Source organism: Streptomyces griseochromogenes, from assembly GCF_001542625.1.
GTDB lineage: Bacteria > Actinomycetota > Actinomycetes > Streptomycetales > Streptomycetaceae > Streptomyces > Streptomyces griseochromogenes.
Genome location: NZ_CP016279.1, coordinates 785,260 through 804,171 on the forward strand (window position 1 = coordinate 785,260; position 18,912 = coordinate 804,171).

Annotated in this window: 15 protein-coding genes; 4 read left to right on the plus strand and 11 right to left on the minus strand. The window is 71.1% G+C overall.

The annotated features are described in order from the left end of the window. Positions 1 to 7: 7 nt before the first annotated feature. Genes nuoL through nuoN form a run of 3 tightly spaced genes read left to right on the plus strand, consistent with a single transcriptional unit; the run spans position 8 to position 5,126 of the window. Positions 8 to 1,903, plus strand: a complete 1,896-nt coding sequence (gene nuoL, locus AVL59_RS03710) for an NADH-quinone oxidoreductase subunit L (protein WP_067299773.1) — start codon at positions 8 to 10, stop codon at positions 1,901 to 1,903. Positions 1,904 to 1,908: 5 nt separating this feature from the next. After that, complete coding sequence (locus AVL59_RS03715) at positions 1,909 to 3,480, plus strand: NADH-quinone oxidoreductase subunit M (RefSeq protein ID WP_067299774.1); 1,572 nt, start codon at positions 1,909 to 1,911, stop codon at positions 3,478 to 3,480. Beyond that, the gene (gene nuoN / locus AVL59_RS03720) at positions 3,477 to 5,126 is read left to right on the plus strand and encodes an NADH-quinone oxidoreductase subunit NuoN (protein ID WP_067299775.1); all 1,650 of its coding nucleotides are present in this window, start codon (positions 3,477 to 3,479) and stop codon (positions 5,124 to 5,126) included. Before AVL59_RS03715 ends, nuoN begins: the two co-directional genes overlap by 4 nt. Before the next feature lie 72 nt (positions 5,127 to 5,198). Here nuoN and AVL59_RS03725 read toward each other — a convergent pair whose 3' ends face one another. After that, complete coding sequence (locus tag AVL59_RS03725; protein WP_067316860.1) at positions 5,199 to 5,801, minus strand: Uma2 family endonuclease; 603 nt, start codon at positions 5,799 to 5,801, stop codon at positions 5,199 to 5,201. A 201-nt stretch (positions 5,802 to 6,002) separates the two neighbouring features. Here AVL59_RS03725 and recQ point away from each other — a divergent pair, with 201 nt between their 5' ends. Next, positions 6,003 to 8,006: a DNA helicase RecQ gene (recQ, locus tag AVL59_RS03730; RefSeq protein WP_067299776.1), complete on the plus strand. Its 2,004-nt coding sequence runs from the start codon at positions 6,003 to 6,005 to the stop codon at positions 8,004 to 8,006. Positions 8,007 to 8,072: 66 nt separating this feature from the next. Here the strand turns inward: recQ and AVL59_RS03735 are convergent, their stop codons facing one another. The 10 genes from AVL59_RS03735 to fahA all read right to left on the minus strand — a co-directional run bounded on the left by AVL59_RS03735 (position 8,073) and on the right by fahA (position 18,831). Beyond that, a complete protein-coding gene (locus tag AVL59_RS03735; RefSeq protein WP_067299777.1) occupies positions 8,073 to 10,856 on the minus strand; it encodes a fumarate reductase/succinate dehydrogenase flavoprotein subunit in 2,784 nt (927 codons plus the stop codon). A gap of 11 nt (positions 10,857 to 10,867) precedes the next feature. Further along, a complete protein-coding gene (locus AVL59_RS03740; protein WP_079146510.1) occupies positions 10,868 to 11,665 on the minus strand; it encodes an ABC transporter ATP-binding protein in 798 nt (265 codons plus the stop codon). Then, positions 11,649 to 12,575: an ABC transporter permease gene (locus AVL59_RS03745; RefSeq protein WP_237281425.1), complete on the minus strand. Its 927-nt coding sequence runs from the start codon at positions 12,573 to 12,575 to the stop codon at positions 11,649 to 11,651. The genes AVL59_RS03740 and AVL59_RS03745 overlap by 17 nt, the downstream gene beginning before the upstream one ends. Continuing rightward, positions 12,572 to 13,915: an ABC transporter substrate-binding protein gene (locus tag AVL59_RS03750; protein ID WP_067299778.1), complete on the minus strand. Its 1,344-nt coding sequence runs from the start codon at positions 13,913 to 13,915 to the stop codon at positions 12,572 to 12,574. Before AVL59_RS03750 ends, AVL59_RS03745 begins: the two co-directional genes overlap by 4 nt. Before the next feature lie 14 nt (positions 13,916 to 13,929). Then, positions 13,930 to 14,157 (minus strand): 4Fe-4S dicluster domain-containing protein, encoded by a 228-nt coding sequence (locus AVL59_RS03755; protein WP_030347217.1) that lies wholly within the window; start codon positions 14,155 to 14,157, stop codon positions 13,930 to 13,932. A 49-nt stretch (positions 14,158 to 14,206) separates the two neighbouring features. Further along, positions 14,207 to 15,016, minus strand: coding sequence for a GntR family transcriptional regulator (locus AVL59_RS03760; RefSeq protein WP_067299779.1), 810 nt, complete (start codon positions 15,014 to 15,016; stop codon positions 14,207 to 14,209). Between the two features lie 152 nt (positions 15,017 to 15,168). Next, positions 15,169 to 16,107, minus strand: a complete 939-nt coding sequence (locus AVL59_RS03765; protein ID WP_067299780.1) for a M56 family metallopeptidase — start codon at positions 16,105 to 16,107, stop codon at positions 15,169 to 15,171. 235 nt (positions 16,108 to 16,342) lie between these two features. After that, a complete protein-coding gene (locus AVL59_RS03770) occupies positions 16,343 to 16,729 on the minus strand; it encodes a GntR family transcriptional regulator (RefSeq protein ID WP_067299781.1) in 387 nt (128 codons plus the stop codon). Beyond that, complete coding sequence (locus AVL59_RS03775; RefSeq protein ID WP_067299782.1) at positions 16,726 to 17,505, minus strand: hypothetical protein; 780 nt, start codon at positions 17,503 to 17,505, stop codon at positions 16,726 to 16,728. Before AVL59_RS03775 ends, AVL59_RS03770 begins: the two co-directional genes overlap by 4 nt. Before the next feature lie 108 nt (positions 17,506 to 17,613). Further along, on the minus strand, positions 17,614 to 18,831 hold the full coding sequence (gene fahA, locus AVL59_RS03780; protein WP_067299783.1) for a fumarylacetoacetase: 1,218 nt from the start codon (positions 18,829 to 18,831) through the stop codon (positions 17,614 to 17,616). Between the last annotated feature and the right edge of the window lie 81 nt (positions 18,832 to 18,912).

The window sequence follows — 18,912 nt, forward strand, 5'->3', positions numbered from 1 at the left end:
AAGAATCGTGGAGAACCTGATCGCGCTGCTCATCGCGGCGCCCCTGCTCGGAGCGGCCGTCCTGCTGGTCGGCGGCCGCCGGCTGGACGCCGTCGGCCACTGGATCGGCACCCTGCTGTCGACCGCCTCCTTCGTGTTCGGTGTGATCCTCTTCGCCGACCTGCTCGGCAAGAACGCCGAACACCGCACCCTGACCCAGCACCTGTGGACATGGATCTCGGTCGGCAGCTTCCAGGCGGACGTCACCTTCCGCCTCGACCAGCTGTCGATGACGTTCGTGCTGCTGATCACCGGTGTCGGCTCGCTGATCCACCTGTACTCGGTCGGGTACATGGAGCACGACGAGCGGCGCCGCCGCTTCTTCGGCTACCTGAACCTGTTCCTCGCGGCGATGCTGCTGCTCGTCCTCGCCGACAACTACCTGCTGCTGTATGTCGGCTGGGAGGGCGTCGGTCTCGCCTCCTACCTGCTGATCGGCTTCTGGCAGCACAAGCCCAGCGCCGCGACGGCCGCGAAGAAGGCCTTCCTGGTCAACCGCGTCGGCGACATGGGCCTGTCGATCGCGATCATGCTGATGTTCACCACCTTCGGCGGCTTCGCCTTCGGCCCGGTCCTCAGCCACGCCGGTGACGCCTCCGAGGGCAAGCTCACCGCGATCGGCCTGATGCTCCTGCTCGCCGCCTGCGGCAAGTCGGCCCAGGTGCCGCTCCAGTCCTGGCTCGGGGACGCCATGGAGGGCCCCACCCCGGTCTCGGCCCTGATCCACGCCGCGACGATGGTGACCGCGGGCGTCTACCTGATCGTCCGCTCCGGAGCCATCTTCAACGCGGCCCCCGACGCGCAGCTGGCCGTCACGGTCGTCGGTGCCGTCACGCTCCTGTTCGGTGCGATCGTCGGTTGCGCCAAGGACGACATCAAGAAGGCACTGGCCGGCTCTACGATGTCGCAGATCGGCTACATGGTGCTGGCCGCGGGCCTCGGCCCCATCGGCTACGTCTTCGCGATCATGCACCTGGTGACCCACGGCTTCTTCAAGGCCGGGCTCTTCCTCGGCGCGGGTTCCGTCATGCACGGCATGAACGACGAGGTCGACATGCGCAAGTACGGCGGCCTGCGCACGTACATGCCGGTCACCTTCATCACCTTCGGCCTCGGCTATCTCGCCATCATCGGCTTCCCGGGCCTGTCCGGCTTCTTCTCCAAGGACAAGATCATCGAGGCGGCCTTCGCCAAGGGCGGCACCGAGGGCTGGATCCTCGGCGGCGCGGCCCTGCTGGGCGCGGCCATCACCGCCTTCTACATGACGCGCGTGATGCTGATGACGTTCTTCGGAGAGAAGCGCTGGCAGCCCGACGAGCACGGCAACGAGCCGCACCCGCACGAGTCGCCCAAGGTCATGACGATCCCGATGGTCGTGCTCGCGGTCGGGTCGGTCTTCGCCGGTGGCCTGTTCAGCATCGGCGACCGCTTCCTGAAGTGGCTCGAGCCGGTCACCGGCCACAGCGAGGGCAACTCGCCGCTCAGCGCGGTGGCGGTCACCGGGGCGACCACGGTGTGCCTGCTCATCGGCGTCGGCATCGCCTGGGCGCAGTACGGCCGCAAGCCCGTACCGGCCGTCGCCCCGCGCGGCTCGCTGCTCACCCGGGCCGCCCGCCGCGACCTGCTCCAGGACGACTTCAACCATGTGGTCCTGGTGCGCGGTGGCGAGCACCTCACGCGCTCCCTGGTGTTCGTCGACCACACTCTGGTCGACGGCGTCGTCAACGGCACGGCGGCCGGCTTCGGCGGCCTGTCCGGGCGGCTGCGCCGGATCCAGAACGGCTTCGCCCGCTCCTACGCGGTCTCGATGTTCGGCGGTGCGGCACTCCTGGTCGCCGCGACCCTGCTGATGAGGGCGGTCTGATACCGATGTCCTTTCCTCTGCTGACAGCGACGGCGGTGCTCCCGGCCATCGGGGCCGTCGCCACGGCCGCCGTACCGGCCGCGCGGCGCACCGCCGCCAAGTGGCTGGCGCTGCTGGTCTCGCTCGCCACGCTCGCCCTGGCGATCACCGTCCTGGTCCGCTTCGACCCGGACGGCGCCCGCTACCAGCTCACCGAATCCCATCCCTGGATCGCGGACTTCGGGGTCAGATACGAGCTGGGCGTCGACGGCATCGCGGTCGCCCTCATCGCGCTGACCGCGCTGCTGATCCCGTTCATCGTCCTCGCGGGCTGGCACGACGCCGACCCGCTGGAGACGGGGAGCAAGAGGTGGCGGCCGACGCAGGGCTTCTTCGCCCTGATCCTGGCCGTCGAGGCGATGGTGATCATCTCCTTCGAGGCCACCGACGTCTTCCTCTTCTACATCTTCTTCGAAGCCATGCTCATCCCGATGTACTTCCTCATCGGCGGCTTCGGGGACCGTGCCCACGAGCACGGCGAGGCGGCGGCCTCGACGCAACGATCGTACGCGGCGGTGAAGTTCCTCCTCTACAACCTGGTCGGCGGTCTGATCATGCTGGCCGCGGTGATCGGCCTCTACGTGGTCGCCGGGAACTTCAGCCTCCAGGAGATCGTGCAGGCCCGCGCGAGCGGCTCGCTGCACATGGCGACCAGCACCGAACGCTGGCTGTTCCTCGGTTTCTTCTTCGCCTTCGCGGTGAAGGCTCCGCTGTGGCCGCTGCACACCTGGCTGCCCAACGCCATGCAGGAGTCCACCGCCCCGGTCGCCGTCCTGATCACCGCGGTCGTCGACAAGGTGGGCACCTTCGCGATGCTCCGCTACTGCCTCCAGCTGTTCCCGGAGGCCAGCAAGTGGGCGACGCCCGCCATCCTCGTCCTGTCCCTGATCAGCATCGTCTACGGCGCGCTGCTCGCCGTCGGCCAGCGGGACATCAAGCGTCTGGTGGCCTACGCGTCGATCTCGCACTTCGGCTTCATCATCATGGGCATCTTCGCGATGACCAGCCAGGGCCAGTCCGGCGCCACGCTCTACATGGTCAACCACGGCATCTCCACGGCCGCGCTGATGCTGGTCGCCGGATTCCTGATCTCCCGGCGCGGCTCGCGGCTCATCGCCGACTACGGAGGCGTACAGAAGGTCGCCCCGGTGCTCGCCGGCACCTTCCTGATCGGCGGCCTCGCCACCCTCTCGCTGCCCGGCCTCGCACCGTTCGTGAGCGAGTTCCTGGTCCTGGTCGGCACGTTCGCGCGCTACCCGGCGATCGGCATCATCGCCACCTTCGGCATCGTCCTCGCCGCGCTCTACACCCTTGTGCTGTACCAGCGGACGATGACGGGCCCGGTGAAGCCCGAGGTCTCGACGATGCCCGACCTCCGCGCGCGGGAGCTGGTGGTCGTCGCCCCGCTGATCGTGCTGCTGATCTTCCTGGGCGTCTACCCGAAGCCCGTCACGGACATCGTCAACCCGGCGGTCAAGCAGACCATGTCCGACGTACACAAGACCGACCCCAAGCCCTCGGTGGAGGCGGCCAAGTGAGCACAACAGCCGTCCACAGCCTGTGGACAACCGCAGCCGAGCCGATCTCGAAGATCCCGGCACCGAAGATCGAATACGGGCAATTGTCGCCGACTCTGATCGTCGTCGGTGCGGCCCTGGTCGGCGTGCTGATCGAGGCGTTCGTCCCGCGCAGGTCCCGCTACTACGCGCAGGTCTTCGTGTCCGTCGTAGCCCTGTGCGCCGCGTTCGCCGCGGTGGTCGCGCTGGCGTCCGACGGGTACGGCACCACGAAGGCGCACATCGCGGCCATGGGGGCGATCGCGGTCGACGGGCCGTCCCTTTTCCTGCAGGGCACGATCCTCCTGGCCGGTCTGGTCGGCCTGTTCACCTTCGCCGAGCGGCGCCTGGACCCGGCGGCGCACGGCAACCGGGTCGACTCCTTCGCCGCCCAGGCAGCATCCGTGCCCGGCAGCGACAGCGAGAAGGCCGCCGTGAAGGCCGGGTTCACGACCACCGAGGCCTTCCCGCTGCTGCTCTTCGCGATCTCCGGCATGCTGGTGTTCCCCTCGGCGAACGACCTGCTGACGCTGTTCGTGGCCCTGGAGGTCTTCTCCCTGCCGCTGTACCTGCTGTGCGCGCTGGCCCGCCGCAAGCGGCTGATGTCGCAGGAGGCCGCGGTCAAGTACTTCCTGCTCGGCGCGTTCGCCTCGGCGTTCACGCTGTTCGGCATCGCGCTGCTGTACGGCTACGCGGGCTCGGTGTCGTACGCGCGCATCGCGCAGGTCGTCGACGGCACCGTCACCAATGTCGACCCGGCGCTCGCCGACACGATGGGCAACGACGCGTTGCTGCTGCTCGGCAGCGCCCTGATCGTGATGGGCCTGCTGTTCAAGGTGGGCGCGGTGCCGTTCCACATGTGGACTCCGGACGTGTACCAGGGTGCGCCGACCCCGGTGACCGGGTTCATGGCGGCGGCGACGAAGGTGGCGGCGTTCGGTGCGCTGCTGCGCCTGCTGTACGTCGTCCTGCCCGGGATGCGCTGGGACTGGCGGCCGGTCATGTGGGCGGTGGCGATCATCACCATGCTGGGCGGTGCGATCATCGCGATCACACAGACCGACATCAAGCGGCTGCTGGCGTACTCGTCCATCGCGCACGCCGGATTCATCCTCGCGGGTGTCATCGCGACCTCGAAGGACGGCGTGTCGTCCGTCCTCTTCTACCTGGCCGGGTACTCGTTCGTGACGATCGGCGCCTTCGCGGTGGTCACGCTGGTGCGCGACGCGGGCGGCGAGGCGACGCACCTGTCCAAGTGGGCCGGGCTCGGCCGCCGTTCCCCCTTGGTGGCGGCGGTGTTCGCGGTGTTCCTGCTGGCCTTCGCCGGTATCCCGCTGACCAGCGGTTTCGCCGGAAAGTTCGCCGTGTTCAAGGCGGCGGCCGACGGCGGCGCGGCCCCGCTGGTCGTGGTCGGTGTGATCTCCTCGGCGATCGCCGCGTTCTTCTACATCCGCGTGATCGTGCTGATGTTCTTCAGCGAGCCGAAGCCGGAGGGCCCGACCGTGGCCGTGCCTTCCCCGCTGACCATGGCGGCGATCGGCGTGGGCGTGGCGGTGACGCTGGTGCTCGGTGTGGCGCCGCAGTACTTCCTGAACCTGGCGAGCCAGGCGGGCGTGTTCGTGCGCTGACCGTCCCGTCGTACATGCCGCTGCCCGGCACCTTCGTCCGGAAGGGTGCCGGGCAGCGGTGTGTGGCCAGGATCACTGCTTCCGGTCGCGGCGCGCCTTGATCTGGGTGAGGTCGAGGTCCACCGGGAACGGCACGTCCAGCTTCATGCGCTCGCGGAAGATTCCGGTGCTGGTGTAGGTGCCGGTCGTCGGCTCCAGCTCGAAGACGTGTACCGCGGCCCGGCCCTCCTCGTTCTCGACCCGCCAGTAGTGGGGGATCTTGGCGCGGGCATACTTCAGCGGCTTCGTCTCGCGGTCACGGGAGACCGAGTCCTCGGAGACGACCTCGATGGCCAGGACGACGGACTCCGCCGGGAACCGGGTCTGGTACGGGTCTTCCACTACGTCCGCTCGCACGACGACCACATCCGGCTCAGGCCGATTCTGACGGTCCAGGTCGATGGTGAACTCACGAAATACCTCGAACTCCGTAGGCGCCAGCGATTGGAGCTGCCACTTGAAGAAGTCGATGGTGCGCTCGTGAAAGATGGTCTGCGGACTCACGAAGACCAGGCTCCCGTCGATCAATTCCGTGTGCGGAGGAAGATTCGGGAGGTGGTCCAGGTCGTCGGCGGTCCAGCCGCCTTTCGGCGGGGTCGGCCAGGTGGGCTTGGACGCCTTCGGTGCGACGCTCATCAGTGCTCCCATGCGACGGAGTCTCGCCTGTGCATTCAGGCTATCGGGCGGAAACGGGCAGGTCTCCAGCGAACGTGTGAACGAGAGTCGTGTCCTTGACGGGGCCGCACGGGACCGGGCCTGTGGATAACTCCGGGGCTGTCGGTGAGTGCCCCTATCGTGGACGCAGTGGTCGAGGGACGACGTACGGGGGACACGACGATGCGCGGGACGGGCGTGATCAAGGAGATGCCAGAGGCGGCCGAGAGCGAGGCGCTGGCCACACTGCACCGGGTCTTCGGGTACGAGGCCTTCCGCGGCGAACAAGAGGCGATCGTCGAGCATGTGGTGGCAGGCGGCGACGCCCTCGTCCTCATGCCGACCGGTGGCGGCAAGTCGCTGTGCTACCAGATCCCGGCCCTGGTCAGACCCGGTACGGGCATCGTGATCTCGCCGTTGATCGCGCTGATGCAGGACCAGGTGGACGCCCTGCGGGCCCTCGGCGTGCGGGCCGGCTTCGTCAACTCCACCCAGGACTTCGACGAGCGGCGCGTGGTCGAGGCCGAGTTCCTCGCGGGCGAGCTGGACCTGCTGTACCTGGCGCCGGAGCGGCTGCGCCTGGAGTCCACGCTCGATCTGCTCTCCCGCGGAAAGATCTCCGTCTTCGCGATCGACGAGGCCCATTGTGTGTCCCAGTGGGGCCACGACTTCCGCCCCGACTACCTGGCACTCTCCCTGCTCGGTGAGCGCTGGCCGGACGTCCCGCGGATCGCCCTCACGGCGACGGCCACACGCGCCACCCACCAGGAGATCACCCAGCGGCTGAACCTGCCGACGGCCCGCCACTTCGAGGCCAGCTTCGACCGGCCCAACATCCAGTACCGGATCGTACCCAAGGCCGACCCCAAGAAGCAGCTGCTCGCCTTCCTGCGGGAGGAGCACGCGGGTGACGCCGGCATCGTGTACTGCCTCTCCCGCAACTCGGTGGAGCGGACGGCCGAGTTCCTGAGCAGCAACGGCATCGAGGCGGTGCCGTACCACGCGGGCCTGGACGGGGGCGTGCGAGCGGCCCACCAGTCCCGGTTCCTGCGCGAGGAGGGCCTGGTCGTGGTCGCGACCATCGCCTTCGGCATGGGCATCGACAAGCCGGACGTGCGCTTCGTCGCCCACCTGGACCTGCCCAAGTCGATCGAGGGCTACTACCAGGAGACGGGCCGCGCGGGCCGTGACGGACTGCCCTCCACCGCCTGGATGGCGTATGGCCTCAACGACGTCATACAGCAGCGCAAGCTGATCCAGTCCGGCGAGGGCGACGAGGCGTTCCGCCGCAGGGCCGCCGCCCACCTCGACGCGATGCTCGCCCTGTGCGAGACCGCCCGGTGCCGGCGCGGCCAGCTGCTGGCCTACTTCGGCCAGGACCCCTCGGCCGAGGGCTGCGGCAACTGCGACACCTGCGTCACCCCGCCGGAGACCTGGGACGGCACCGTCGCCGCGCAGAAGGTGCTGTCGACGGTGGTACGGCTGCAGCGGGAGCGCGGGCAGAAGTTCGGTGCCGTGCAGATCGTCGACATCCTGCTCGGCAAGCGCACCGGCAAGGTGATCCAGTTCGACCACGACCAGCTGTCCGTCTTCGGCATCGGCCAGGACCTCGCCGAGGGCGAGTGGCGGGGCGTTGTCCGCCAGCTGCTCGCCCAGGGGCTGCTCGCGGTCGAGGGGGAGTACGGCACGCTGGTGCTGACCGAGGCGAGCGGTTCGGTGCTGCGGCGGGAGCGCGAGGTGCCGCTGCGCAAGGAACCGGCGAAGCCGGCCGCCTCCCGGTCCGGCTCGGGCGCTTCCTCCGGCCGCGGCGACCGCAAGGCCAAGGTCGCGGCGGCGGAGCTGTCCGACGAACTGCTCCCCGCGTTCGAGGCCCTGCGCGCCTGGCGTGCCGAGCAGGCGAAGGAACAGGGCGTCCCGGCCTACGTCATCTTCCACGACGCCACCCTGCGCGAGATCGTCACGCGGTGGCCGGGATCGGTGCGGGAGCTGGGCACGATCAGCGGCGTCGGCGAGAAGAAGCTCGCGACGTACGGAGAAGGCGTGCTCGGTGTGCTGTCCGCACTGGACGGTGCGAGCCCGGCTCCCGAGACCGCCCCGGCGGGTGCTGCCGCGCCCGCACCCGGCGAGTCCCCGGAGGACGACTGGCCCGAGCCGGGGGACGAGCCGGAGCCGGACGACTGGATATAGCGCGCCGGAGACCGCGGAGGCCCGTCTTCTCCTCGGGCGGTGCGTCTGAGGCGATGCGGGGGATCCTCACAGTCCGCGCGCCGCGTACGCCCTGACGTCCGCGTCCGGGTCGGCCGTGGCGGTGGCCAGGGCCGCGCGGGCCTCCTCGATGGCGTTGTGCCGGGTCAGCGCCAGGACCGCCGCCTTGCGCACATCGGCGTTGGGGTCGGCGAGGGCCTTGGCGAGAGCGGCGACGGCCGTGCCGGCGGGTGCGACCGACAGCGCGGTGGCGGCACCGGACCTGACCTGCCAGGCAGGGTCGGACAGAGCGGCCACGGCACGGACGGCCAGCGGCCTCGGGCAGCCGGCCGTGGCCAGCGCACCCAGCGCGGCGCCGCGCACCAGCGGGTCGGCGTCCTCGGTGAGCCGGTCCAGGCCGTCTGCGAGCAGCTCCCGGGCCTGCGGGTCCAGGGGCGCCGAGCTGACCGCTGCCAGTGCCCTGGCCACGGTGACCCGGACCTCCCGGGAAGGATCGTCCGCCGCGCCCGCCAGCAGTCCGGCTGCGTCGACCGAGACGAGGGCGCGCACGGCCGCGATGCGTACGGTGACGTCGGGGTCGGCCAGGGCGGAGGCGAACACATCCGCCTCGCCCAGCCGCAGGGTGCGGAGCACGTCGAGGGCGGCCGCGCGGACCACGGGGTCGGCCTGGGCGAGCGCGCCGGTGAGCGCGGCACCCAGGGCAGGGTCGGGCGGCAGGGTCTCGACCAGCTCGCGCAGTGAGGCTGCGGCAGCCGCGCGGACCTCGGCGTCGGGGTCGGTGAGGGCACCGGCCAGGGCCTGCCCGGTGCCGGGCGGCACGGTCTCGGTGAGGACCGAGACAGCCGTACGCCGGACCGCCGGATCGGGGTCGGACAAGTAGGGCTTCAGAGAGGCCAGTTCGGGCTCCTCTTCGGCCAGCTCCAGCATCTCCAGGAGCCGCGGCGAGGCGGAGTCCCCGGCGCCGCTCGGATCCGCGGACAGGGCGTCACGGGAGGACGTCGGTCCGGCGGCGACCGGTGCCACGTCTCGAGGGCCGGCCGTGGCGACGTCCTCGGGACGGACCTCGCCCAGGTGCCGGGACGGACCACCGACGGGAGCGAAGCCTTCGACCGGAACCAGATACGGAGCCACGGGACGGGCCGTGAACTCCATCGCACCAGAGGGGGACTTGTGCAGATCGAGATGGTGGAACCAGGAGGCGTCGTCACGCCGGGGGTGATCGGTGCGGTCGTGATAGAGCCCCCAGCGGGACTCGGTGCGGGCGAGGGAGGCGCGGGCGGCCATCTCCGCGCAGTCGCGGATGAAGGTGACCTCGGCGCAGCGCATCAGCTCGTGGGGGGTGCGGGCGCCCATCGCGGCGATGTCGGCGCGCATCCGCTCGAACGCCTCCAGGGCGAGGGAGAGGCGGGCGCCGGACTTGGGCGGTGCCACGTAGTCGTTCACAAAGCGGCGCAGCTTGTACTCGACCTGGGCCTGCGGCGGGCCGTCCGGATTGCGGAGTGGACGGTAGATCAGCTCGTGCGCCTCGCGCACCTGGTCCACGGGAAGTTCTCCCTCGTACGCCGTGTACTGGGCGGCGTCCGCGCCCGCGAGGTCGCCGAAGACGAAGGCACCGATCATGTAGTTGTGCGGGACGCAGGCCAGGTCGCCGGCGGCGTACAGACGGGGGACGGTCGTACGGGCGTGGTCGTCGACGCGGACGCCGGAGGCGGAGTGGCCGCCGCACAGGCCGATCTCGGAGATGTGCATCTCGACGTCGTGGGTGCGGTAGTCGTGCCCCCGGCCGGCGTGGAAGGTGCCCCGGGTGGGGCGCTCGGTGGAGTGCAGGATCGACTCCAGGGCCGAGACCGACTCCTCGGGAAGATGGCTCAGCTTCAGGTACACCGGGCCGCGGGCGCTCGCCACCTCGGCCGCGAACTCCGCCATCATCTGCCCGGACCAGTAGTCGGAGTCGACGAAGCGCTCGCCGTGCCGGTTGACCTGGTAGCCGCCGAAGGGGTTGGCGACGTACGCGCAGGCCGGACCGTTGTAGTCCTTGATCAGCGGGTTGATCTGGAAGCACTCGATACCGGTCAGCTCGGCCCCCGCGTGGTAGGCCATGGCGTAACCGTCACCGGCGTTGGTCGGATTCTCGTAGGTGCCGTAGAGGTATCCGGAGGCGGGCAGCCCGAGGCGGCCGCAGGCACCGGTCGCGAGGATCACCGCGCCCGCGCGGACGGTGACGAAGGCGCCCGTGCGGGTGTGGAGGCCGACCGCCCCGATGGCCCGGCCGTCATCCGGGGCCGTCAGAAGGCGCACCGGCATCACGCGGTTCTCGATGCGTATCCGCTCCCGCATCTCACGACGCCGCAACTGCCGGTACAGGACCTTCTTGACATCCTTGCCTTCCGGCATCGGCAGTACGTACGAGCCGGAGCGATGCACCTGGCGGACCGCGTACGCGCCATGCTCGTCCTTCTCGAACTTGACCCCGTACGACTCCAGCCGCTGGACCATCGCGAAGCCGCGGGCGGCGGTCTGGCGGACGGTGGACTGGTCGACGATGCCGTCGTTGGCGCGGGTGATCTCGGCGACGTAGTCGTCGGGCTCGGCGCGGCCCGGGACGACCGCGTTGTTGACGCCGTCCATGCCCATGGCGAGCGCACCGGAGTGACGGACGTGGGCCTTCTCCAGAAGCAGGACGTCCGCGCCGCGCTCGGCGGCGGTCAGGGCGGCCATGGTGCCGGCGGTACCGCCGCCGATGACGAGGACGTCGCAGGTCAGCTCCTCGGCGTCGGCTATGGCGGGGATCTCCGAGGGGGTCTGTGCGGGGGCGTTGGCGGGGGTGGTCACCGGGGGGCCTTTCAGGTGCCGAGCGAGGAGAGGACGGCGCGGCGCAGGGCCGCGCGGGCCGGGTCGTCCAGGGCGTCGCGGTCACGGGGGCGCGGTACGTCGCGTACGGCGGCCACGCGGCCGACGCCGAGGAGGGCGACACGGTCGCCGAGGAAGAGCGCCTCGTCGACGTCGTGCGTGACGAAGACGACGGTCGCGCTCGTGCCGCGCAACACCTCCACCAGCAGGTCCTGCATGCCGGAGCGGGTCTGCGCGTCCAGGGCGCCGAAGGGTTCGTCCAGGAGGACCGCGCGCGGACTGCCGGCCAAGGCACGGGCCAGCTGGGCACGTTGGCGCTGTCCTCCGGACACACGGTGCGGCAACTGCCCTGCCTGTGCGCTGAGGCCCACGCGCCCGAGCCAGGACTCGGCCCGGACTCGGCGCTCCGCGCGCGGTACGCCACTGATGGCGAGCGGCAGTTCGACGTTTCCGCGCAGGGTGCGCCAGGGCAGCAGCGCGTCCTCCTGGAAGACCAGCGCGCGGTCGGCGGACGGCCCGGTCAGCGGGCGGCCGTCCTGTTCCACCGCCCCGGACAGCGGGGACAGCAGCCCGGCGAGCGTGCGCAGCAGCGTCGACTTGCCGCAGCCGGAGGGGCCGACGACGGTGAGGATCTCGCCGGGCGAGACGTCCAGGCCGACGTCGTGCAGGACCGGGGCGTCCGGTCGGCCGAGGACGGAGGCGCGCAACGTGAGGCGGGTGCCGTCTTCGCCCTCCTGTGTCGCCGCGCCTGAAGCCGCGGTGGTCCGGACCGTTTCAGACGAGGTGCTCATCACGCGCCTCCTGCTCGGTGTCGTCGTGGCCCTGGTGCTGGCCCTCGGCCTGGTCCTCGGGGTCGTCGCCGGCCTTCACGGCGACCGCGGCGAGGACCTGGGGAACCGGGGTGCGGGGCCGGCCGCCGGGGACGTACGAGGTGCGGGGCAGCCAGCGGGTCAGACGCCGGCCGAGGAGTTCCACGGCCGTGGAGGTGACCCAGCCGAGCACACCGATCGTGACCATGCCGACGAAGACGCCCGGGTAGTTCACGACCGTGTAGTCCTGCCAGGTGCGGTAACCGACGCCGTACTGGCCGGAGATCATCTCGGCGGAGATCACACAGATCCACGAGACGCCGATGCCGACCGACAGGCCGCCGAAGATGCCGGGCAGCGCGCCCGGCAGGACCACCGAGCCGAGGATTCGCAGCCGGCCGCCACCGAGGGTGCGTACCGCCTCCTCCCAGACCGGGGTGAGCGCGCGGACCGCGTGCCGGGTCGAGACCAGCACGGGGAAGAAGGCCGCCGTGCAGGTGATGAAGACGATGCCCTGTTCATTGGAGGGGAAGAGGAGGATCGCGACCGGGACGAGGGCGATGGCCGGTATCGGGCGGATGACCTCGAGGACGGGGCCGAGCAGATCCTCGGCGAGTCGCGAGCGGGCCACGAGCACGCCTGTCGCCACGCCCAGGACGGACGCCAGCGCGAAGCCGGTCAGGATCCGGGTGAGGCTGTCGGTGAGGTCGGTCCAGTAGTCGGTTCCACAGACCCGGTCGGTGAAGGTGCGGGCCACGTCGGTGACCGTCGGGAACTGCGAGAAACGCAGCCACAGATCGACGCGCAGGCTGGTGAGCAGCTGCCACAGGCCGAGCGCGGCGGCCAGGGACGCCACTCGCAGCGCATACCGGGCGAGCGGCCGCCGGGTCATGAGGACCGTCCGAGCGCGTCGTTGTAGGAGACCGTACGGGCGCCGCCGTGGGCCGCGATGTACGCCTGTGCGGTCGCCGGGGCCACGAAGGGCAGCAGCCGGTCGCCGTCGGCCACCCAGACCGCCTTGTCGGCGAACCAGAGGGTGCCGGTGGTGGCGTCGGGGACGTAGGCGGCGCGGATGCCGTTCCGGTGCCCGGCCACGTTGGCCAGCAGCTTCTTCGGGGACGTGAAGGAGACGGTCTTCTCACCGCCCTTCGCCCAGACCTCGCTCGCGGCCGGTGCGGGTGCGGCGGCGAGCCGCTGGGCGTAGGCGGCGCCGAGTGCCTTCTTCACGTACTGGTCGTCGACGAACGCGTCCACGTCGATGTCGCCGGTCAGTTCGGCGGCCTTCAGCACGGAGACGTCCTGCTTCAGGGCGGAGACTAGCCGGGGCTTGACGGCCGGGTCGAAGGTGGCGATGCCGTGGGCGCCGTTGTAGAGGTAGACGACCTCGGCGGGCAGGCCGGTGGCTTTGGCGACCTCTTCCGCGGCGGCCACGGGGTGGTCGTTGAGGTAGTCCGTGGCCTGCGCCTGGGCCTTGAGGAAGGCCTCCAGGACGGCCGGGCGCTTCTGGGTGAAGTCCTCGCGGGCGGTGACCCCGTGAAAGGTGGGGAGGTTCAGCTGGGCGCCGTCGTACAGTGCTTTCGCCTTGCCCTGGTAGGCGAGCAGTCCCGGCCAGGCGACGAACTGCGACAGCGCGTCCACACTGCCGGCCGAGAGGGCCGAAGCCCCCACAGCCGGCTGCTGGTTGAGTTTCGAGATGCCGGTGTCCGGGTCGATGCCGGCGCGTTGCAGGGCCCGCACGAGGGTGCCGTCGGCGGCGGAGCCGACGCTCGTGGAGACCTTCCTGCCCTTGAGGTCGTGCAGGGCGGAGAGTTTGGAGTCAGGGGCGGTGACCACGGTGTTGAGGCCGCCGCGCAGGTTGTAGCCGGTGACCGACACCAGGTGGGTGGGGCTGCCGAGCTGCTTGCCGCGGGCGGCGTTCAGCAGCAGCGGGAAGTCGCCCATCGAGCCGATGTCGATCTTCCCGGCCGTCATCTGGGCTGTGATCGGGGCGCCGGTGGCGTAGTCCTGCCAGTCGACCTTGTAGGTGTGGCCGTCGTGGAGGGAGTTCAGCTGCTTCTCGAAGTAGCCGAGGGAACGGAGCAGGGTCCCCGCGGTGACCGTGTTGATGGTCTTGGACTGGTAGCCGACGGTCACGGTGACCGTCGAGCCGCTGCCCGCCTCGGCGCTGCCGCCGCAGGCGGACAGGGGAAGGATGAGCGTGGCGGCGGACAGGGCGACTGCCGTGCGTTTCATGGTGGTTCGGCCTCTCACCGGAGCAGATAGGGCATGTTGACCGTGACGGCTCCGGTGGGACAGCGGGCCGCGCACGGGCCGCAGTACCAGCACTCGTCGACGTGCATGTACGCCTTGCCGCTGCTCTCGTCGATGGCGAGGGAGTCCAGCGGGCACATGTCCACGCAGAGCGTGCAGCCGTCGATGCACTTCGACTCGTCGATGGTCACGGGCACGTCGGCCCGTTGGGGCGCCAGGGGCATGGCTGTCTCCGGGAAACGGGTCAGGCAGGGGTCACAGTGCGGGAATTGCTCAGCGCGTGGGCGGGAGCTGCCCAGCGCGGTGCAGGAGGCCGCTCATGGCGATGCGATCGCCGCGGAAGCGGATGAACTCCAGGTCGACGGGGCGGCCGTCGGCGAGATGTGTGAGGCGTTCCAGCATCAGCACGGCGGCGCCGCGCGGGGCCTGGAGCACGGCGGCGGAGTGGGTGTCCGCGTTCACCGCCTCCAGGGTGATCTCGGCATGGCCGAGTCGCTGGCCGGTGATGGCTTCCAGGAGGCGGAAGACATCGGTGTTCTCCAGGTCGGCGCCGAGCAGGGCGGTGCCGATGTCGAGCGGGATGTAGGTGAGGTCGAGGGAGAGGGGCAAGCCGTTCAGCCGGCGCAGACGTTCGATGTAGAGGACGTCGGCGCCGCGCGGGACGCGGAGGCGCTCGGCCACCGGGGCGGGTGCGGGTGCGGGGCCCATGGTGCGGACCTCGTTGGTGACACGGCCGTGTTCGCGGAGGGTTTCCGCGAGGCCCATCAGACGGTCGAGCCCATGGGGGTACTTCTGGGCGACGACGACGGTGCCGACGCCGGGCAGCCGCTCCACCAGGCCTTCCGCCCGGAGCAGGTCCAGGGCTTGGCGGACGGTGTTGCGGGAGACGCGGTAGTCGGTGGCGAGGGTGGACTCGTGGGGGAGGGCGCCGTCCGTGTAGGCGCCGGTGAGGAGCTGGCGGCGCAGCAGGTCGGCGAGCTGCCGGGCCCGGTCCGCGCGCAGCCGGTGACGCGTGCGGTGGGCGGCGACGGTGGTCGCGGCGCCCTGACCGGCATGGTCTCGGGGGCGGTCGGTGGGTGGCATGGCTGGAACCATACCGATGAGGTAGGGAATGGGGTGTTGCTGGAATGTTGCGCCAGTTGAGGGGCGTTGGGCAGGGCGCTGAGCTGGGGGTTTGTTCGGGTGCGGGGAAGATCTGCCACTCGGCCGGCAGGCCTGGGTTCACGTCCGGCGGTTCAGTTCAGGGCTGTCAGCCCGGGAGCGAACGTGATCAGGAGCGGCAGCAGCGGCACCAGCGCGGCCACCGTCGTCGTCAGCGCCCGGTGCCGGCGCAGCAGCCGCGGCGGGGGCTGCAGAAGCCGGTCCACGCGTTCGCCGAGGAGGCGACGGCTGGAGGCGCAGGACAGGACACCGCGGTGCTGGTTCAGCTCGATCAGGGCCAGGGCGGTGGTGAGGTGGCCGCAGCGGCGGGACGCCATGTCGTCGGCGGCCAGTTCGACCAGCCGGTGCGTCTGATCGCAGAAGTGGGCGAAGAGCGGGACGCGGGGGAAGCCCGTGGCGAGCGCGGTGGACAGGTGGAGCAGCCAGTCGTGGTGGGCGCGGGCGTGACCGCGCTCATGGGTGAGGACCGCGTCCAGCTGATGGTCGGTGAGGCGGTGCAGCGCCCCGGTGGTCACGACCAGTTGCGGCGGATGGCCCGGCATCCACCAGGCGTCCGGGTACTCGTCCTCCAGCACCAGCATCGGCCCGCGTGCCGCCGGCAGCCCCGCAGGAAGGTCGGGGGCACGCTCGCGCAGATGGGCCCGGGTCCGGCCACGGCGGCGGCGTGCCTCGGCGAGTTCGCGGGCGAGCATCGCCGTCGTCCAGGCGGCCCCGCAGGCCAGCAGCAGGGTGAGGGCGACGGCCCAGACCGGAGCCGCGGAGAGGTCGTACGCGGCGGTGACGGCGGGCGGCGCGGGGGCGAAGACATGGTCGCGGACGGTGTGGAAGACGGCCGCCGCGCCCAGCACCAGCGCGGTCAGACAGCACAACAGGACCGTGGCGACCAGGCACTGCCACACCCACAGCGCGACCACCGGTTCCCGCTCGGGCCAGGCGGCGCGGGTCAGCGCGCGCGGCGCCGGTACGGCGGCCGTCAGGGCGACGACGCTCAGCAGGAGCAGGCAGACGGTCATGCCAGGACTCCGGTTCCTGGTCGGAGGCGGGTGCGGGTGCCGGGTGGTGCGGGGCGATGCGCCGAGGGCGCGTCGGGCGGTGCGTGTCCGCCCAGTATGACGGTGAGGGACGGCGGGAGTCAGTGTCTCGGCAGTGATCCGTCCCGCGGTTCCGGCCGCCCGCTCTCCCCCCGTCCGGCTTGCCCGCCTCACGGGAGCGGAAGCCTCATGCCCGCCGCCCCACGGAGCGGATCCCTTATGCCTCCCGCTCCCGCAGGGCTCGCCGCACGGCCTCCAGCACGTCGTCCTCTCCGAAACCCAAGGCCGCTGCCCAGGCCACGAAGTCCCTGGTCCCGGCGGCGAGTTCCGCCGACTCGCGGCGGCGGGCGCCCGGCGGCGGAGGAGCCACCCGCGTTCCCGCGCCGCGCCGGGTCCGGATCAGGGAGGCGGCCTCCAGTTCGCGGTAGGCGCGGGCCACGGTGCCCGTCGCCAGGCCGAGGTCCGCGGCCAGTTGCCGTACCGTCGGCAGGCGCTCGCCCTCCGCCAGCCGTCCGCTGCCGATCAGGGCGGCGAGCTGGGCGCGGATCTGCTCGTAGGGCGGGACGGGGCTGGTCGTGTCGACCCGTACCGCGGCGCCGCTCACCGGCGCGCCCCTCGGTCCGTCGGGCGGCGCCGTCCCGCCCGGGGCGAGCAGACGGTGAGGAGCAGCCACGCAGTGGTCACCAGTGAGAGAGCGGCCAGCGGCATCAGGAACACGTTGGACACGGCCCCCAGGGTCCCGTCGCAGGTCAGGCTCAGCAGCGAGGCCGAGGCCGTCACGGCCGCGCCCAGCAGCGAGGTGGAGACGACGATCCCCCATGCGGCCACGATCGCCAGCGAGCGGTCGCGGCGGGATTGCTCGTCGCCGGGCCGGGTGGCGATCCGCCGCAGGGACCAGCCGCAGGCGCCCGTGGCGACGGCGAGGGAGGCCAGCATGGGCAGGCCGTAGTACAGGCCGGGCCAGGGGCTGTGCGTCTCGGTCATCCCGTCGCAGGTCAGGGTGAGTTGACGGCCCGCCCGCCCCAGGTCGTCGGGTGAGGCCACCGCGCCCGCCGTCGTCAGCAGCGCCACCAGGGCGACGGCGAGGACGGCCAGCAGCCAGGTCGTCCGGAGCGGTACGTAGTCGCGGACCCGGCGCGGTGCGAGCCCGGCGGTGCGGACGGCTCCCCGGGCCGGCGCGGTCAGTGCGTCGCCGGCCAGGACGCCGGCGACCGCGCACAGGCCGAACGCCGGGATGCCGTACAGCACGCCGTCGCCGTGGTCGAGCGTGGCCAGCCAGCAGGCCGCCAGGGCGCCCGTGGTGACGCCCGTCCAGCGGGCGTAGCGGTCGACGGGCGCGCGGGACGCCGGAGCGGTCGCTCCAAGGTCGGCATCAGACATGACAAACCCCATGAAACAGAACGTCTTGTACTCACCGCTTGTATCAAGCGGTGAGTACAAGATGGCGTCCCCGTGGGCTTGTGTCAAATGCTTGCTACAAGGTCCGCCTCATACCGACACGACGCGTCCGCTGACCTCCCCCAGCCCGACCCGGCCCCCGTCCGCTCCCGGCGCCCACGCCGACATCGTCACGACGTCCCCGTCCTCCAGGAACGCCCGCTTTCCGTCCGGAAGTTCGAGGGGGTCCCGGCCGTTCCAGGTGAGTTCCAGCAGACAGCCGCGCTGGGCCTCCTCCGGGCCGCTCACCGTGCCGGAGCCGTACAGGTCCCCGGTGCGCAGCGAGGCCCCGTTCACGGTCATGTGGGCGAGCTGCTGTGCGGCGGTCCAGTACATGGTGGAGAACGGCGGCTCGGACACCACGTGGCCGTTGATCGCGACGGAGATGCGCAGGTCGTAGCCACCGGGCTCGATCCCGGGCGCCGAGTCGTCCAGGTAGGGAAGCAGCGGGTACGTGCGCTCCGGGGGCGCCACGCGCGCGTGGTCCAGCGCCTCCAGCGGGGTGATCCACGCCGACACCGAGGTGGCGAACGACTTGCCGAGGAACGGGCCCAGGGGGACGTACTCCCAGGCCTGGATGTCCCGCGCCGACCAGTCGTTCAGCAGGCACAGCCCGAAGACGTGCTCCCGGAAGTCGTCCAGCGCGACCGGCCTGCCCTGCTCGGAGGGCACGCCGACCACGAAACCGACCTCGGCCTCGATGTCCAGGCGGATGGACGGGCCGAAGACGGGCGCGGGGTCACCGGGGCCCTTGCGCTGCCCGGACGGCCGTACGACGTCGGTGTCGGAGACCACCACCGTGCCGGAGCGGCCGTGGTAGCCGATCGGCAGGTGCTTCCAGTTGGGGGTCAGCGAGTCCTCGGCGTCCGGGCGGAAGATCTGGCCGACGTTCCGGGCGTGGTTCTCGGAGGCGTAGAAGTCGACGTAGTCCGCGACCTCGAAGGGCAGATGGAGGGTCACCGACGAGAGGGGGTGGAACAGCGGTTCGATCGCGGACCGGTGCGAGGGCACCGTCACCCAGGCCGTCAGCGCGCGCCGTACGTCCGACCAGGCCGTGCGCCCGGCGGCCAGCAGGGGATTGAGAGTGGGCTGCGCGAGCAGCGAGACGTACGGCGAGCCGAGCGCGGCGGCCGCGGCGCCCGCGTCGAGGACGTGGTCACCGAGCCGGACACCGACCCTCCGCTCCGTGCTGCCGGCGGGCGAGAACACGCCATAGGGAAGGTTGTGCGGGCCGAAGGGGTCGCCCTCGGGGACGTCGAAGGGGGGCATGGGGTGCTGCCTCGCTCTCATCCGGGCCATGCATGGCGATGCGTTCCATGTGGTCAGGCCACACGTTACGGCCGAGTCGCG

What these genes read in the sequence shown, in the direction of transcription:
- AVL59_RS03715 (WP_067299774.1), top strand. Translation starts at nt 1,909, where the DNA reads ATGTCCTTTCCTCTGCTGACAGCGACGGCGGTGCTCCCGGCCATCGGG.
- AVL59_RS03725 (WP_067316860.1), bottom strand. Translation starts at nt 5,801, where the DNA reads ATGAGCGTCGCACCGAAGGCGTCCAAGCCCACCTGGCCGACCCCGCCG.
- recQ (WP_067299776.1), top strand. Translation starts at nt 6,003, where the DNA reads ATGCGCGGGACGGGCGTGATCAAGGAGATGCCAGAGGCGGCCGAGAGC.
- AVL59_RS03740 (WP_079146510.1), bottom strand. Translation starts at nt 11,665, where the DNA reads ATGAGCACCTCGTCTGAAACGGTCCGGACCACCGCGGCTTCAGGCGCG.
- AVL59_RS03745 (WP_237281425.1), bottom strand. Translation starts at nt 12,575, where the DNA reads ATGACCCGGCGGCCGCTCGCCCGGTATGCGCTGCGAGTGGCGTCCCTG.
- AVL59_RS03750 (WP_067299778.1), bottom strand. Translation starts at nt 13,915, where the DNA reads ATGAAACGCACGGCAGTCGCCCTGTCCGCCGCCACGCTCATCCTTCCC.
- AVL59_RS03755 (WP_030347217.1), bottom strand. Translation starts at nt 14,157, where the DNA reads ATGCCCCTGGCGCCCCAACGGGCCGACGTGCCCGTGACCATCGACGAG.
- AVL59_RS03760 (WP_067299779.1), bottom strand. Translation starts at nt 15,016, where the DNA reads ATGCCACCCACCGACCGCCCCCGAGACCATGCCGGTCAGGGCGCCGCG.
- AVL59_RS03765 (WP_067299780.1), bottom strand. Translation starts at nt 16,107, where the DNA reads ATGACCGTCTGCCTGCTCCTGCTGAGCGTCGTCGCCCTGACGGCCGCC.
- AVL59_RS03775 (WP_067299782.1), bottom strand. Translation starts at nt 17,505, where the DNA reads ATGTCTGATGCCGACCTTGGAGCGACCGCTCCGGCGTCCCGCGCGCCC.
- fahA (WP_067299783.1), bottom strand. Translation starts at nt 18,831, where the DNA reads ATGCCCCCCTTCGACGTCCCCGAGGGCGACCCCTTCGGCCCGCACAAC.